This window comes from Amantichitinum ursilacus, assembly GCF_001294205.1.
GTDB lineage: Bacteria > Pseudomonadota > Gammaproteobacteria > Burkholderiales > Chitinibacteraceae > Amantichitinum > Amantichitinum ursilacus.
The window spans coordinates 1-14,029 of record NZ_LAQT01000018.1 but is presented as its reverse complement, the minus strand read 5'-3'; the positions used below and the strand labels follow the sequence as shown (position 1 = coordinate 14,029).

15 protein-coding genes are annotated in these 14,029 nt (G+C 61.3%); 13 read left to right on the top strand and 2 right to left on the bottom strand.

Translation table 11 applies throughout. From position 1 onward, the window contains the following. Positions 1 to 247, top strand: a 247-nt coding sequence (locus WG78_RS23160; RefSeq protein WP_236692059.1) for a hypothetical protein, incomplete at its 5' end; no start/stop codon positions are given. Positions 248 to 274: 27 nt separating this feature from the next. Here the strand turns inward: WG78_RS23160 and cysS are convergent. Then, positions 275 to 1,624, bottom strand: coding sequence for a cysteine--tRNA ligase (cysS, locus tag WG78_RS15535; protein ID WP_053938764.1), 1,350 nt, complete (start codon positions 1,622 to 1,624; stop codon positions 275 to 277). A gap of 324 nt (positions 1,625 to 1,948) precedes the next feature. On the opposite strand from cysS, the gene WG78_RS15530 reads away from it, so the two are divergent. Together WG78_RS15530 and WG78_RS15525 are read left to right on the top strand one after the other, a co-directional pair. Beyond that, positions 1,949 to 3,013, top strand: a complete 1,065-nt coding sequence (locus WG78_RS15530) for a PEP-CTERM sorting domain-containing protein (RefSeq protein WP_053938763.1) — start codon at positions 1,949 to 1,951, stop codon at positions 3,011 to 3,013. Between the two features lie 56 nt (positions 3,014 to 3,069). Continuing rightward, complete coding sequence (locus WG78_RS15525) at positions 3,070 to 3,912, top strand: AraC family transcriptional regulator (RefSeq protein ID WP_201782458.1); 843 nt, start codon at positions 3,070 to 3,072, stop codon at positions 3,910 to 3,912. Positions 3,913 to 3,915: 3 nt separating this feature from the next. Here WG78_RS15525 and WG78_RS15520 read toward each other — a convergent pair whose 3' ends face one another. Then, a complete protein-coding gene (locus WG78_RS15520) occupies positions 3,916 to 4,500 on the bottom strand; it encodes a LysE family translocator (protein WP_053938762.1) in 585 nt (194 codons plus the stop codon). A gap of 132 nt (positions 4,501 to 4,632) precedes the next feature. Between WG78_RS15520 and WG78_RS15515 the strand changes: the two genes are divergently transcribed. From WG78_RS15515 to WG78_RS15470, 10 genes are all read left to right on the top strand, one after another. After that, positions 4,633 to 5,394 (top strand): Fic family protein, encoded by a 762-nt coding sequence (locus WG78_RS15515; protein ID WP_053938761.1) that lies wholly within the window; start codon positions 4,633 to 4,635, stop codon positions 5,392 to 5,394. A 341-nt stretch (positions 5,395 to 5,735) separates the two neighbouring features. Next, positions 5,736 to 6,629 carry a fatty acid desaturase gene (locus tag WG78_RS15510; protein WP_053938760.1) on the top strand — a complete coding sequence of 298 codons (894 nt, stop codon included), beginning with the start codon at positions 5,736 to 5,738 and terminating at the stop codon, positions 6,627 to 6,629. 124 nt (positions 6,630 to 6,753) lie between these two features. Then, the gene (gene osmF, locus WG78_RS15505; protein WP_053938759.1) at positions 6,754 to 7,680 is read left to right on the top strand and encodes a glycine betaine ABC transporter substrate-binding protein OsmF; all 927 of its coding nucleotides are present in this window, start codon (positions 6,754 to 6,756) and stop codon (positions 7,678 to 7,680) included. Positions 7,681 to 7,689: 9 nt separating this feature from the next. Then, positions 7,690 to 8,847: an ABC transporter permease gene (locus WG78_RS15500; RefSeq protein WP_236692058.1), complete on the top strand. Its 1,158-nt coding sequence runs from the start codon at positions 7,690 to 7,692 to the stop codon at positions 8,845 to 8,847. Beyond that, the gene (locus tag WG78_RS15495) at positions 8,844 to 9,788 is read left to right on the top strand and encodes an ABC transporter ATP-binding protein (RefSeq protein ID WP_053938757.1); all 945 of its coding nucleotides are present in this window, start codon (positions 8,844 to 8,846) and stop codon (positions 9,786 to 9,788) included. Before WG78_RS15500 ends, WG78_RS15495 begins: the two co-directional genes overlap by 4 nt. After that, on the top strand, positions 9,785 to 10,588 hold the full coding sequence (locus WG78_RS15490; RefSeq protein WP_053938756.1) for an ABC transporter permease: 804 nt from the start codon (positions 9,785 to 9,787) through the stop codon (positions 10,586 to 10,588). The genes WG78_RS15495 and WG78_RS15490 overlap by 4 nt, the downstream gene beginning before the upstream one ends. After that, a complete protein-coding gene (locus tag WG78_RS15485; protein ID WP_053938755.1) occupies positions 10,585 to 11,316 on the top strand; it encodes a phosphate/phosphite/phosphonate ABC transporter substrate-binding protein in 732 nt (243 codons plus the stop codon). Before WG78_RS15490 ends, WG78_RS15485 begins: the two co-directional genes overlap by 4 nt. An 86-nt stretch (positions 11,317 to 11,402) precedes the next feature. Next, positions 11,403 to 11,732 carry an addiction module antidote protein gene (locus WG78_RS15480; protein WP_053938754.1) on the top strand — a complete coding sequence of 110 codons (330 nt, stop codon included), beginning with the start codon at positions 11,403 to 11,405 and terminating at the stop codon, positions 11,730 to 11,732. Between the two features lie 133 nt (positions 11,733 to 11,865). After that, a complete protein-coding gene (locus WG78_RS15475) occupies positions 11,866 to 12,825 on the top strand; it encodes a Csu type fimbrial protein (RefSeq protein WP_053938753.1) in 960 nt (319 codons plus the stop codon). A gap of 98 nt (positions 12,826 to 12,923) precedes the next feature. After that, complete coding sequence (locus tag WG78_RS15470; protein WP_053938752.1) at positions 12,924 to 13,136, top strand: hypothetical protein; 213 nt, start codon at positions 12,924 to 12,926, stop codon at positions 13,134 to 13,136. The last annotated feature ends 893 nt before the right edge of the window (positions 13,137 to 14,029 follow it).

Here is a 14,029-nt window from a genome sequence, read left to right as displayed (position 1 = left end):
TGCCAGGAACACTCTTCTTGGCTATGGCTTTGAAAGGTGGGTCGAGACCCACTCTATGCATGGCGATGAGATCTTCATAGGGTGGGTCGAGACCCACCAACCAAAGTGGCATGCCAGGAACACCGTTCTTGGCTACGGCTTTGAAAGGTGGGTCGAGACCCACCCTATGCATGGCGATGGGATCTTCATGGGGTGGGTCGAGACCCACCAACCAAAGTGGCATGCCAGGAACACTGTTCTTGGTTAGGCTTTGAAAGGTGGGTCGTGACCCACCCTATGCCTTGTCTTGCACTTCCCAGCCGAGGTTTAGCAGTTGCTGGCGCAGCGCATCTGCGCGGGGCCAGTCCTTGTTGGCGCGGGCGGCGGCGCGCTCGGCTTGTAGCGCGGCAACCGCGGGTGGCGTTACGCGTTGTGTGGGTTGCCAGTGCGCCAGTCCCAGCCCCAACACCTGATCACAGTAGGCCACCGTGGCTTTGCGCGTGGCGGCATCCAGCGGGCTGCGCGCCAGCTCCCACACCAGCGCCAGACCGCGCGGCAGGTTCAGGTCCTGGTTGATTTCGGCATCAAACCTCGCCGCCCAGTGTGCATCAACACTGCCGCCGTCGGGCCAGTCCGCAAACGTCTTGCGCAAGCGGTCCAGCGCCACTTGCGCCGCATCCAGCGCATCCAGGCTAAAGCGCAGTTGGCTGCGGTAATGCGCGGTCAGACACAGATAGCGAAACGCCAGCGCGTCATTGCCGCGGTCCAGCAGCGTCTGCAAGCGCAGAAACTGGCCCGATGACTTGGACATCTTCTCGCCGCTTTCCAGCATAAAGTGCCCATGCATCCAGTAATTGGCCAGCCGCGTGCCAAAGCAGGCCTCGCTTTGCGCGATCTCGTTGCTGTGATGCACGGCCACGTGGTCTTCGCCGCCACAGTGGATATCAAACCACGGCGTCAAGTACTTGGCCGCCATGGCCGAGCATTCAATATGCCAGCCCGGAAAACCCCGGCCCCACGGGCTGTCCCATTCCATCTGGCGCTGGCTGTCGGGCGGGCTCAGCTTCCATAAGGCGAAATCGGTGGCGTGGCGTTTGTCGCCCAACGCCACCCGCGCGCCAGCATCCAGGCCCGCACGGTCCAGCCGCGCCAGATAGCCATAGTCATCCTGCTTGCTCGAATCAAAATACACGCCGTCGGCGGTGCGATAAGTAAAGCCGTTGGCTTCGATGGCGGCGATCATCGCAATCTGCTCGCCGATATGCTCGGTGGCCTTACACCACAGCGCGGGCTCCAGCAGATTCAGCGCGCGCCAGTCGGCTTGAAACGCCGCGGTGTATTTATCGGCGATGGTCCAGGCCGATTCGCCGGTGCGACGGCTGCCTTTTTCCATCTTGTCTTCGCCTTGGTCGGCATCCGATACCAGATGACCCACATCGGTGATGTTGACCACGTGGCGCACGCGGTAACCGGCGTGTTGCAGCACGCGGCGCAGCACGTCTTCAAACACATAAGTGCGCAGATTGCCCAGATGCGCATAGTCATAAACCGTGGGGCCACAGCAATACAGGCCAACATGATCTGCTTGCAATGGCGTAAACGGGCGCAGCGCGCGCTCCCAAGTGTCATACAGCACCAGCGGCATAGGGCTTTCCTTGTCAGCAGCCATCATTAAAAAAACAGCAACAAAAAAGCCACCGGTTGACGGGCAACGGGTGGCTTGGGGTAACGCGCGTTTCTGATCTGTCAGAAGCCGGGGCTTGGCAGCCCGACGTGCGCACCCCTGCGGCAACAGCAGCATGGCAGGGCATTACGCAAGACGAAGGCAAACGCGGTCGGATTCATGCCGCTTATCGTAGGGGAGGCGGCCCGCCCCGGTCAATGGGCTAAACGGTCGCGGTCCTGGCTAGGCAGCGTGCTTCATCGCTGCCTATGCTGCGCACACACTCTGATACACGAGGCTGCCATCATGCTGACGCGTTCGTTATTCGTTTCGATTGCAATGTGGGGCGCGGCGCAGGCGGCCAGCGGCTCTTCCATCACCACCGTGGCTGGCGCAGTGGGCGGGCTGGGTAATGGTGATATCAACGCCGGCTGCACCACCTACGGCCCACCAGCCAGCACCGGGCATTTTTTTGGTAGCGATGCCTTTGGCGTACCCGTCGGCGGCATCAGCGCATGTGGCTACAAGGGTCAGGTGGTCGAACACAGCGTGGCTAGCGGCAACGTTAGCAGCAGCGCCAATGTCAGCGGCGCGGTGCTCACGCTGGGCGCCTCGCCTGCGGTGTATAACGGCAGCGGCGAAGCGCATGCCAGCTACACCAGCGTGGGCGTGCAAGCGCATGGCGCAATTACAGGCGGTGAGCTGGCCACCAATCCCACCGATACCTTTACCTCGATCGGCGCGGCCATTACGCAAGACAAAATGACCATCAGCAACGCCAGCCTTGATGGGCAGCTGGGCTATGTCAGCTATGTGTATTCCATTGATGGCAGTTTGTCCGCGCCGGGCGTGGCGGGTGCGTATGAATGGGGTTATGCCTCGGCCAATTTTGGTGTCGATTTTAATGGCATCTATTACACGCGCTTGTTTCAGGGGCAGGTCTATCGCGGCCAGGATGGCGTGGCCAAAAACCTGGGCAATGATGCGTCCGGTTTTGCCACCGGCACGGGTTTGATCGACGGCGCGCAGACCTTTTCCACCGCCGACGTGTTTTCGCCCACCGGCTTTGCCTTTACCTTTGGCGATGCCTTCGAATATGGCATCGGGCTGCAAGCGGTGTCGTACGGCACCGCCGACGCGGACTTTGCCTCCACCGTCAAACTGGTGGGCATCGATGTGTACGACAGCCAGGGCCATCTGCTGACTGATTATTCGTTGACGTCCGAAAGTGGCACCGACTATCTGGCCGCCGCCGTGCCGGAGCCGCACGAATGGATCTTGCTGGGCTTGGGCGCTTTGGCCGTGGCGATGGCGCGCAAGCGTTCTGCCGCTGCATCCCCCCGACCAGATGCCGCGGTCGCAATCGGCTGATGCAAGGCGGGCGAGCGCTCACTACAATGGCCCGGTCTGTCCCGCCAGAGCATTCCATGCCCGCCACGCCCATTTCGTCTGCATTGATGTCGCCGCCTCCGGTGTTCTGGCGTGATGCCGCCATGCCGTGGCTGGAATTGCGTACCGTGCATGACGGCCGCACCGTCTGCTACGCGCCGCACACGCACGAGACGTTTTCCATTGGCGCGATTACCGGCGGCCACAGCGTGTATATCAACGGCGCGCAGCGGCGGAATGTGGCCACGGGCGACATCGTGCTGATCAACCCGGAACAAGTACACGCCTGCAATCCGCTGACCGATTCGGCGTGGGCCTACCATATGTTTTACGTGGATAGCGCATGGCTGGCGGGCTTGCAGCATGACCTTGGCTTTAATCCAGACGCGGATTTCCAACCTTTCGCCACTACGCTGACCGCAATCCCGTCTCTGTTTGCCGGACTGACACGCCTGGCCACCACGCTGCATGAACGCCAGCCCGATCTGCTGCTGCGACAGAGCCAGGCGGTGGCGTTCTTCAGCGATTTGCAACTGGCGCTCAACCCGGCGCCGCAACCGCGCAAAGCGGTTAACCACAAGCTGCAACGCGCCGCCGATCTGATCCGCGAGCAATACGCGCAAGCGCTAACGCTGGAACAACTGTGCGCCGCGGCCGAACTGTCGGCCACGCATCTGATCCGCAGCTTTAAACAGCACTTTGGCCTGACCCCGCATGCGTATCTCACCAACCGACGCATCCAGGTAAGCCGCACGCGTTTGCGCCAGGGCGATGCGATCGCCGAGGTGGCGCTTGCCGTGGGCTTTGCCGATCAGGCGCATCTGCAACGCGCGTTTAAACAGATGATGGCCACCACCCCCGGCCACTATCGCGCGGCTTGACCTTCAGGCCGCCAGCAGTGCCGCGCTGCCCACCAGTAACAGCGCCATCACGCGGTTAAAGCGCCGGATGCGCGCCGGTTGCTGCAGATAGCTACGCAAATAACTGCCCGCATACGCCCACGCGCCCACCGACACATAGCAAATCACCAGATACAGCACCGCAAATTGCCAGATCAGCGCGCGATCGCCATCGGCCACATAGGCGCTCATGCCCGCCAACGCCGCCACCCAGGCTTTGGGATTAAGCCACTGCATCAGCGCGCCGTACCACAGCGATGGCTGGCGTTGCTGTGTGCGCGTACTTAACTGGCCATCATCGCTGGCCAGCCGCCACGCCATCCACAGCAAAAACGCCACGCCCGCCCACTGGATCGAGCGCGCCAGCCATGGCACGGCGTTGAGCAACTGATGTAGCCCCAAACCGGTCAGCACCAGCAGCAACACAAAGCCCAGGGTTGCGCCCAACACATGCCGCATCGCTGGCGCAAAGCCAAACTGCGCCGCGCTGCCCAATGCCACCAGGTTAACCGGGCCCGGCGTAATGGACGCCACCAATGCAAACGCCGCCATCGAGACATAAACCGACATACCGCTACTCCCCGCAGAACAAGATGGCTGCACGGTAGCGGGCGGGGTGAGGCGCGGTATTGAACAAAATAACCGTGGCGGCGGCGCGGCGGCGGGCGCGGTATAGTGGCGGCTTAATTCTGGCGGATCGCTATGACGGCACTCGATACCCTGTTGCAGCAGGTTGATCAACGCAAGGCGCGGCTGGATGCGCATCGGCCGCTGCCATCGTTTACGGCCGCGTCGTTGCGTGAACGGCTGGCATTGGAATGGACCTACAACTCCAACGCCATCGAAGGCAATACCCTCACGCTGCGCGAGACCCAAGTGGTGCTGGAACACGGCATTACCATCGGCAAAAAAACGCTGCGCGAACATTTCGAGGCCATCAATCATCGTGATGCGGTGGTGTTTGTGGATGAGCTGGTTTCGCGTGCGGCCCAGCTGGATGAATGGGCAATCCGCAATATTCATCAGTTGGTTTACAAAAACATTGATGATCAGTGGGCCGGAAAATATCGCGGCGAAAACGTCGCCATTGTCGGCGCCAGCTTTGTGCCCACCGACCACGTACATCTTGCCGCCAGCATGGCCGAGCTGCTGCGCTGGTATCACGCCGAAGCGCAGATGCTGCACCCGGTGGTGCGTGCCGCACAGTTGCATACCCGCTTTATCGAAATCCATCCGTTTACTGACGGTAACGGTCGTACTGCGCGCCTGCTGCTCAATTTTGAACTGATGCGCAGTGGCTATCCGGTGGTGGTAATCCGCACCGAAGACCGGCTGGATTATTACGAAGCGCTGGACCAGGCGTGCATGCACGGGCAGTTTGATGGCTTTGTGCAGATGGTTGCGGGCGGGTTGTTATGCAGCCTGGATTTGTATCTCACTGTGATTGAAGGCGCGCCTTCCTGATCAACTCGTCCTCGCCCGCGTAATGTGTCCCACCTCAGCCCCGAAAACTGATCGATGACTTATCAATATCGCGCAATACCAGCACTTCCCCTTTTTGTGCGCCAAAGTTTTCGGCCGCCACACCGTTGGTTGCTGGCGCAATCCGTTCTCGCCCAACGTGCGAGCGCAGCAGCGCATCGGCTGGAAATCACGAGTAGCGAGCAGTTGGCTGCCCTGCGCGCTAAGGTGCGCGCTGGCCGCGGCTTGTGATGGCTGGGTATATCGCCATAACTCGTTAGTCTTTATGGATATATAAACCCCGGTTTATAGTCAGGGCATCGAACATCAGCACGCATGTGTCCATGCCCCGCCCAAACGCAAAGCTCGAAGCCATCGAATGGCCCACCTGGATTTTGTTGCTCGTCATCTACGGCGCGTGGATTGCGGCAGCATGGGCGTCGGCGCATATGTCCGCCTGGCTGGCGGTGCCTGGACTGGCGCTGGTGTTAGCCTGGTATTCCAGCCTGCAGCACGAACTGTTGCACGGCCATCCCACACGCAACGCGGCGTTCAATCGCTATCTGGGTTTGTTGCCACTGGCGGTGTGGTATCCGTTTGATGAGTACAAACGCAGCCATCTGGCGCATCACGAAGAAGCGCATCTGACTTACCCCGGCATTGACCCCGAAAGCAATTATCTGGCGCCCGCAGCCTTCAAGCGTTTGCCGCGCCCGTTGCAACCGTTGCGCCGCGCCACACGCACGGCGCTGGGCCGCATTTTTCTCGGGCCGGCCTTTGCGATCGTGGCAACTTGGCGCGATGGCTGGCGCGATAAAACGCATCGCGCCATCTGGTTGCAGCATCTGAGCTTGCTGGCGCTGGTGGCTGGATTGCTGGTGGCCTTGCATGCGCCGCTGTGGCGCTATCTGCTGGCCAGTTACCTGGCGCTGGGTACTTCGATGTTGCGTTCGTTTTACGAGCATCGGCCCGCCAGCATTGCCGCGCATCGCGTGGTGCTTAACGAGGCAGGCTGGTTCTGGCGCTTGCTGTTTCTTAATAACAATTATCATCTGGTGCACCACGAGCAACCGCGCTTGCCGTGGTATCGCATTGCCGCCGAATACCGCGCCGACCGCAGCGCGCTGCTGCAGCGCAACGGGCATTTTCTGGTGCCCGGCTACGGTTATTTATTGCTGCATTACGGCTTGCGGCCGATTGATGCGCCCACTTATCCGGCCGTGCACGTCAGCATCTAACCGTGGTCAGCCAGCGGTAAGCGCTGATTTATTTTCTGGCGATTGCCCGGTAGTATCGGCGGTTTGCGTTGCCCCCATTCCGGTTCTCAAATAACAACACGCCCCCTGGATCAAGGACCTTGCCATGAACCTGCGTTTCTCCCGCCGTGCCCTGTTGGGCAGTGCCTTTGCGCTGCTGTTTTCTGCTGTCACTTATGCTGCCGATACGCCGGTGCGCGTCAGTTCCAAGATTGATACCGAGGGCTCGTTGCTGGGCAACATGATTCTGCAAGTGCTGCAGGCACAAGGCATCAAGACCGAGAACAAGGTGCAGTTGGGCACCACCAAGGTTTTGCGCGGCGCGATCACGGCGGGGCAGATCGACATTTATCCGGAATACACCGGCAACGGTGCATTCTTTTTCTCGGATGAAAAGAACCCGGCGTGGAAGAACGCCAGGGCCGGTTACGACAAGGTTAAACAGCTGGATCTGGAAAAGAACAAGCTGGTGTGGCTGGAGCCGTCGCCCGCCAACAACACGTGGGCCATTGCCATCCGCAAGGATGTCGCCAGCGCCAACAAGCTTAAATCGCTGAGCGATCTGGGCGCGTATATCGGCAAGGGCGGCGCGTTCAAGCTGGCGGCCTCCGCCGAATTTATCGAGCGCCCCGACGCGTTACCCGCATTCGAGGCCGCCTACAACTTCAAGCTGAAACAAGACCAGCTGCTGACATTGGCTGGCGGCGATACCACCGTCACCATCAAAGCCGCCGCCGAGCAAACCTCGGGCGTTAACGCCGCGATGGCCTATGGCACCGATGGCCCGGTGGCCGCCTTGGGCCTGGTCACGCTGGAAGACCCGAAGGGCAGTCAGCCGATCTATGCGCCGACGCCGGTCATCCGCGCAGAAACGCTGGCCGCGTATCCCAAAATCAAGGACGCGCTGGCGCCGGTATTCAAATCGCTTGATAGCAAAACACTGCAAGGCCTGAACGCCAAAATCGCCATCGAAGGCCAGGACGCCAAGAAGGTTGCGGCGGATTATCTGAAGTCGAAAGGCTTCGTTAAATAAGCGATGCGTGTGCGTGTACATAACCGCGTGCTGGCCTTGCTATGGCTGCTGGGCCTGGCCGCAGCGGTGGGCGTGGCCTGTCTGACGCATGCGCCCAACCGGCTGGTGACGGGCACCGGCATCCGCTTTGGCAGCGTGCTGCATGGCGCAAACTTGCTGGTATTGCTGCCTGGGCTATGGCTGGGGCTGGCGGCTTTTTTGCGCACCACCTGGCGCGTGCAGGTTTCGGTATTGATTGCCGCTACGCTGTGGCTGGCCGGGCTGGTATACATCGGCGGGGCAGAGGCCACGCGGCTGGCCGAAGTGGATTCGGCGTATAGCCGCACTTCGTTTGGCGGCGGCTTCTGGATCATGCTGACGTTGGGTTGGCTGATTGCGGCTGATGCGCTCAGCCGGCTCAAGCTCAAACCAGTGGCGGCGGTGCTGGTCGGGCTGGCGGTGCTGGCGCCGTTAGTGGCGCAGCTGGCCAGCGGCCATCTGGCCAATCTTTCGGTGCTGAAGGAATACGCCAATCGCCAGGACGTGTTCAACGATGCCTTGTCGCGCCATCTCGAAATCGTCGCCGCAACCTTGATCCCCACATTGCTGATCGGTGTGCCGCTGGGCGTGCTGGCCTATCGCCGCCAGGGCGTGCGGCCGCCGTTGTTTGGCGTGCTCAATGTGATCCAGACCGTGCCGTCGATTGCGCTGTTTGGCCTGCTGATTGCGCCGCTGGCCGCGCTCGCCGCGCATGTGCCGGTATTGGCGCAATGGGGCATCGGCGGAATCGGCACGGCGCCCGCAATTATCGCGCTGACCTTGTATTCCTTGTTGCCGATGGTGCGCAGTACCACGGCCGGGTTGGAGCAAGTACCGGCCAGCGTGGTCGATGCCGCGCGCGGCATGGGTTTGTCGGCGCGGCAAATTTTCTGGCGTGTGGAAGTCCCGTTAGCGTTGCCGGTGTTGCTGGCCGGTTTACGCATCACCACCGTGCAGGCGATCGGCCTGACCACCGTGGCCGCGCTGATCGGCGCGGGTGGCTTTGGCGCGATCATGTTTCAGGGCTTGCTCAGCAGCGCCATCGATCTGGTGTTGCTGGGGGTGGCCCCAGTGATTGCACTGGCGGTGGCGGCCGATGCGCTATTCAAACTTCTGGTGGCGCTGGTGGCGTTCGGAGAAAAACGATGATCGAATTCCAGCAAGTCAGCAAAACCTTCGGCCATTGGAAAGCGGTGGACAACCTGAGCCTGCATTTGCAGGACGGCGAATTTACCGTGCTGATCGGGCCGTCCGGCTCGGGCAAATCCACCACGCTGAAGATGATCAACCGGCTGGTGGAACATGACAGCGGCCGCATCCTGTTTGCCGGCAAGGAAATCCGCAGTTTTCAGCCCGAAGATCTGCGGCGGCGCATGGGTTACGCCATCCAGTCCAACGGCTTGTTTCCGCACTGGACCGTCGAAGAAAACATCGGCACCGTGCCCGCGCTGCTGAAATGGCCCAAGTCGCGCATTGCCGACCGCGTAACCGAACTGCTAACGCTGCTGGACCTGGAGCCCAACCGTTATCGCGGTCGTTATCCGCACGAACTGTCGGGTGGCCAGCAACAGCGTGTGGGCGTGGCGCGCGCCTTGGCGGCCGACCCCGAAATCCTGTTGATGGACGAACCATTTGGCGCGCTCGACCCGGTAACGCGCGCCGCGTTGCAAAAAGAACTGGCGCGCATTCATCAACGCTCGGGCAAGTCGATCGTGCTGGTTACGCACGATATTGACGAAGCGCTGCTGTTGGCCGACCGCATTGTGTTGCTGGATAAAGGCCGCATTGCGCAAGTGGGCACGCCGCAGCGAATCCTGGCGCAACCGGCCAGCGATTTTGTGGCGGACTTTGTGGGCCGCAGCGAAGTCGGCATCAAGTTATTGGGTTTGCAAACTGTGGCTGGCCGCGTGCGGCGTGGTGAAACCGCCGCGGGCCGCCCGGTGCCGTTGCAGGCCAGCTTGCGCGAAGCCTTGTCCGCGTTTGTAGCGCAAGGGCGCGGCAGCTTGCCGGTGGTGGACGAGCACGGCCATGCCGTCGGCAGCATTCATTACGCCGATTTGCTGGCCGCCCCCGCCGAGGCGCTGGCATGAGCCGCACGCGCGCCGGGTGGGCTGACCCCTTGCTGTGGTCCGGTGGCGTTTTGCTGCTGCTGATCTTTGGCATGCCGCTGCTGACGCCGCTGTTTCGCGAGCTGTTTCCGGAGCTGGATCGCCCGCTGTATTTGCAGGAAACCTTTCCCGCGCTGGTGGCGGCGCATCTGGGCATTGTGGCGGCGTCGAGTGCAGTGGCCATTGTGCTGGGCCTGGGCGCGGGCGTGCTGGTGACGCGCGCGGCGGGCAAGGATTTCCGTGGTCTGGTGGAAACGGTCGTGGCGATGGGTCAAACCTTTCCGCCCGTGGCCGTGCTGGCCGTGGCCGTGCCTTTGATTGGATTTGGGGTCTGGCCCGCGCTGATCGCGCTGGCGCTGTACGGCCTGCTGCCCATCGTGCAAAGCACCATCGCCGGCATCGAATCGGTGCCCGAGTCAGTGCGCGAGGCTGCGCGCGGCCTGGGCATGAATCCGCTACGCGTATTGTGGCAAGTGGAGCTGCCGCTGGCTTTGCCGGTACTGATCGCGGGTATCCGCACCTCGGTCATCATCAATATCGGCACGGCGGCGATTGCCTCGACGGTGGGCGCTAAAACGCTGGGCTCGCCCATCATCGTCGGCCTGAGCGGCTTTAACACCGCCTACATCCTGCAAGGCGCGCTGCTGGTGGCGCTGCTGGCCATCGTCACCGATCTGGCGTTTGACCGGCTGCAAACGCGTTTGCAACGCGGCCGCGCAACCGTGCCCGCTGCCGCACCCATTGCGCGGGCGACGACCCAGACCGCGCGCTCCACACCATGATCGCCGCACTGCCAATGTATGACGCCGGCGCTGGCACCGCCGAGGCAATGTGGCTGGCGCTGGCCGCCGCATTGCGCGCGGCGGGCGTCAACCATGTTCCCGACACCTTGACCTTGCCCGATAATCTGCTCAGCCATTGGCGCGATCCGGCGCTGCTGCTAAGCCAGACTTGCGGCTATCCGCTGACGCATGCGCTGGCGGGCCAGGTGCAACTGCTGGGCGCATGGCGCTATCGCTGGCCCGGTTGCGACGGCGCGCAATACCGCAGCTGGCTGATCGCCCGCGCGGATGACCCGCGCGCCACGCTCGACGAGTTTGCCGGCGCAACGCTGGCGTATAACTCGGACGACTCACAATCGGGCTATCACAGCCTGCGCCGACTGCTGCTGCCGCATGATATCGGCTCCTTCTTCGGCCAGACCGTCGCCACTGGCGCGCATCGCAAATCCATCGCAGCGGTGCGCGATGGCTACGCCGATCTCGCCGCCATCGATTGCGTCAGCTACGCCTTGCTGGCGCAAAGCGCAGCGGCGGAGCTGGACGGCATCCGCATCATCGGCAGCACGCCACAGACACCGGGCCTGCCACTGATTACCTCGCTGCACACCTCCACCGAACAACTCACACGCATCCGCGTTGCGCTGCAAAGCGTGGTGGGGCATCCCGCGTTGGCGGCATTCGGGATTGTGGGGTTTGAGGCGCTACCGCTTGCTGCGTATCCGGTTTAAGTAATCGCCCAGCTAAATTGGGTGCGCGTCTTGTAACTTATAAGTTACAGTGCGCGATATCGTTTGCAAGCGGAGTCGAAACCAACATGACCGAAAATCGCGGAGCAATCTCGCATTACGAGGCAGAACTGGCCGAGCTGCGCGCCGATCCTGAACTGGCCGTCGAATATCTGAAAGCCGCCATGCAATCGCTGGATGACCCGGAAGACCGCGCAGCCGCTTTGCTGGCGTTGCGCACCGTGGCCGAAGCCTATGGCGGCTTGGCGTATGTGGCGGCCGAGGCGGGCATCAGCCGCGAGGCGTTGTATCGCGCCTTGTCGCCCAAGGGCAATCCAACGCTGAAGACCTTGCTGGCGGTACTCAAGACGGTGGGGCTGCGGCTATCGGTGGAACCGATGTCGTCCGCCGCGGCTTGATCCAGGCGCTGTGTTGCGTGGCCGAATCGGCGGCGGGCGCAACGAAGACGGGCGTCCAGCTTGCGGCTGGCGCATTGCTTGTCCAGGATTAAGCAGCCGGTTCTTATAAACCGGCATTAACCGGGGTAGGGATATGCGGGCAATCTGGCGGTGGCTGGCGGGTTTGGCGGTGGTGATGGCATGGCAGAGCGCCTCTGCCGATGGTTTGTGTACGTTTAGCCCGATCAACATCGTTTTGCCCTCGGTCAGCACCGTGAATGGCAGCGCGATTACGGTGGCGGCCAGCACCACTATCAATTGCAGCGGACTGCCGGTGGGCAATGTGCGCGTGTGTCTGCAAATTGGCGCGGGCAGCAATTACGATGCCGCGCCCGCCACGCGTTATATGGCCAACGGCAATATCGGCCAGATGCAATACAACATCTATACCGACCCCAGCTATTCCACCGTGTGGGGCACTTACGCCAATCCGCCGGTGGGGTATACCGATGTGACGCTGTCCAATCTGTTAACCGGTAGCGGCACTTTGCCGATCTATTTCAAGATTCCAGCCAATCAGACCGGGCTAACGCAAGGCACGTATACCGCGTCGCTGACGGCCAATACGGTGGCCACCTATGTGCAGTGGCTGCTGAACGTGGCCCACCCGTGTAACACCACCATCGAAAACAACCTGGGTACCGTGCCCATCACCATCAGCGCCACGGTGATTGCCGATTGCAGCATTACCACCAGCAATATCGCGTTTGGCAACCAGGGTTTGTTGAACACCGCGCTGACCGCCAATGGCGCAATCAGCGTGCAATGCACCAATGGCTCGCCGTATACGATTGCGCTGGATAAGGGCACCACGACGGGCTCGACCTTGCTGGATCGGCAATTAAAAAGCGGATCAAATATCGTGCATTACCAGCTGTATTCCGACGCCGCGCGAACCACGGTATGGGGCGATGGCACCTCGGGCGCGCCCACGCTGGGCAAAACCGGCAGCGGCGCTATCCAGAACTGGCCGGTGTACGCACGCATTCCGGTGCAGACCACGCCCGCAACGGGCACTTACACCGACACGATCACCGCGACGGTGAGTTTTTAAGCAAATCCGTATGCACCTACACGTTTAACAGCCATAGCGCCGGAACATGGCACGTGGTGCCGGGCTCCCAACCTTTTTGATTAACGGGAGAACGGATTATGAGCACCGAACAAAAAGTGGACGACGTGGTGAGCCGCGATGGCAATTACTGCTTTACCGCGAATGGCGAAGTAGTGCACCAGGTGGCGCACGCGCAATGCGGAAACCAGGATTTGTTGCGTGAGCAATTGGCGGATGTGGGGAAGAAGCCGTGGGCGGAGGAGTCTGTGGTGGAGAAGTTCAAGGATCTGGTGACGGGGCAGGGGCAGTGATTTTGTTTTTGTGATGGTGGCAGGGGTGACGGGTTGGTTTGGGGTGTGGTGCCGGCGGCGCGTTTTGTGTCTGGCTTGGGTGGGCCTTGAACCTTTAACCGCTTGAGCTAGTGGCGCGTGGGTGGGGATGTCTTGCTTTGGGGAACTGTTCGTTAACCGGCTGGTGGGTGTTTTGATGGTGCGGAACCGAATTTATGACTGCTGGAGCTTGCGGCGGTTGTTCTGATGTTTGGTCTGCGCCGAATAAACCCTTAACCGCTTGAGCCTGCGGCGCATGTTTTGAAACCGGGGGGCGCCCCGTTGCGCCTTACTTTTCTTTGCTTCGCCAAAGAAAAGTAAGCAAAAGAAAGGCGACCCCACTCGCGAATCCTTCGCTCGCCAGGGGGCCCGGTAGGTCAAAAGCCGAAACGGACCGTCTGTTACTTCCGCGCCTCAGCTGCCGCTCCGCGGACGCGACGCTCAGTCGGAGCCCAAAAAGCCGGTCTCCTACCTTCGCGCGCTCAGGAGATGGCGTGGCGTAGCGACGGTTGCTGCCTCGTTGCTGCGCAACATCGGGTGGGCGTGGTGGCTGGGCCGTGACAATGAACGACTAGTGCACACGCTTAACGCTTTGTGCATAGGGTGGGTCTGGACCCACCACCCAAAGTGGCAAGCAAGAACAACCGGGCCAACCGCCCGCATATTTACCTCCTCGCGGAGGCATGCAAGAACAACCGGGGCGAATCGCCCACACGCTTGCCTTCCCACGGAGGCATGCAAGGAAACGTAGGGTGCGTTACCCCATCGGGGCAACGCACATTTTGGTTATGCCACCGAGGCTTTCAAAGACGCGAAATCCGGATGGTGGCAAGGATGATGGGCATGGCGTATTCGGGGAAATGTGCGTTGCCCCC

Bases quoted from the DNA above. Each gene is read 5' to 3' on its own strand.
- cysS (WP_053938764.1), bottom strand. From the start codon at position 1,624: ATGCCGCTGGTGCTGTATGACACTTGGGAGCGCGCGCTGCGCCCGTTT.
- WG78_RS15530 (WP_053938763.1), top strand. From the start codon at position 1,949: ATGCTGACGCGTTCGTTATTCGTTTCGATTGCAATGTGGGGCGCGGCG.
- WG78_RS15525 (WP_201782458.1), top strand. From the start codon at position 3,070: ATGCCCGCCACGCCCATTTCGTCTGCATTGATGTCGCCGCCTCCGGTG.
- WG78_RS15520 (WP_053938762.1), bottom strand. From the start codon at position 4,500: ATGTCGGTTTATGTCTCGATGGCGGCGTTTGCATTGGTGGCGTCCATT.
- WG78_RS15515 (WP_053938761.1), top strand. From the start codon at position 4,633: ATGACGGCACTCGATACCCTGTTGCAGCAGGTTGATCAACGCAAGGCG.
- WG78_RS15510 (WP_053938760.1), top strand. From the start codon at position 5,736: ATGCCCCGCCCAAACGCAAAGCTCGAAGCCATCGAATGGCCCACCTGG.
- osmF (WP_053938759.1), top strand. From the start codon at position 6,754: ATGAACCTGCGTTTCTCCCGCCGTGCCCTGTTGGGCAGTGCCTTTGCG.
- WG78_RS15495 (WP_053938757.1), top strand. From the start codon at position 8,844: ATGATCGAATTCCAGCAAGTCAGCAAAACCTTCGGCCATTGGAAAGCG.
- WG78_RS15490 (WP_053938756.1), top strand. From the start codon at position 9,785: ATGAGCCGCACGCGCGCCGGGTGGGCTGACCCCTTGCTGTGGTCCGGT.
- WG78_RS15485 (WP_053938755.1), top strand. From the start codon at position 10,585: ATGATCGCCGCACTGCCAATGTATGACGCCGGCGCTGGCACCGCCGAG.
- WG78_RS15480 (WP_053938754.1), top strand. From the start codon at position 11,403: ATGACCGAAAATCGCGGAGCAATCTCGCATTACGAGGCAGAACTGGCC.
- WG78_RS15475 (WP_053938753.1), top strand. From the start codon at position 11,866: ATGCGGGCAATCTGGCGGTGGCTGGCGGGTTTGGCGGTGGTGATGGCA.
- WG78_RS15470 (WP_053938752.1), top strand. From the start codon at position 12,924: ATGAGCACCGAACAAAAAGTGGACGACGTGGTGAGCCGCGATGGCAAT.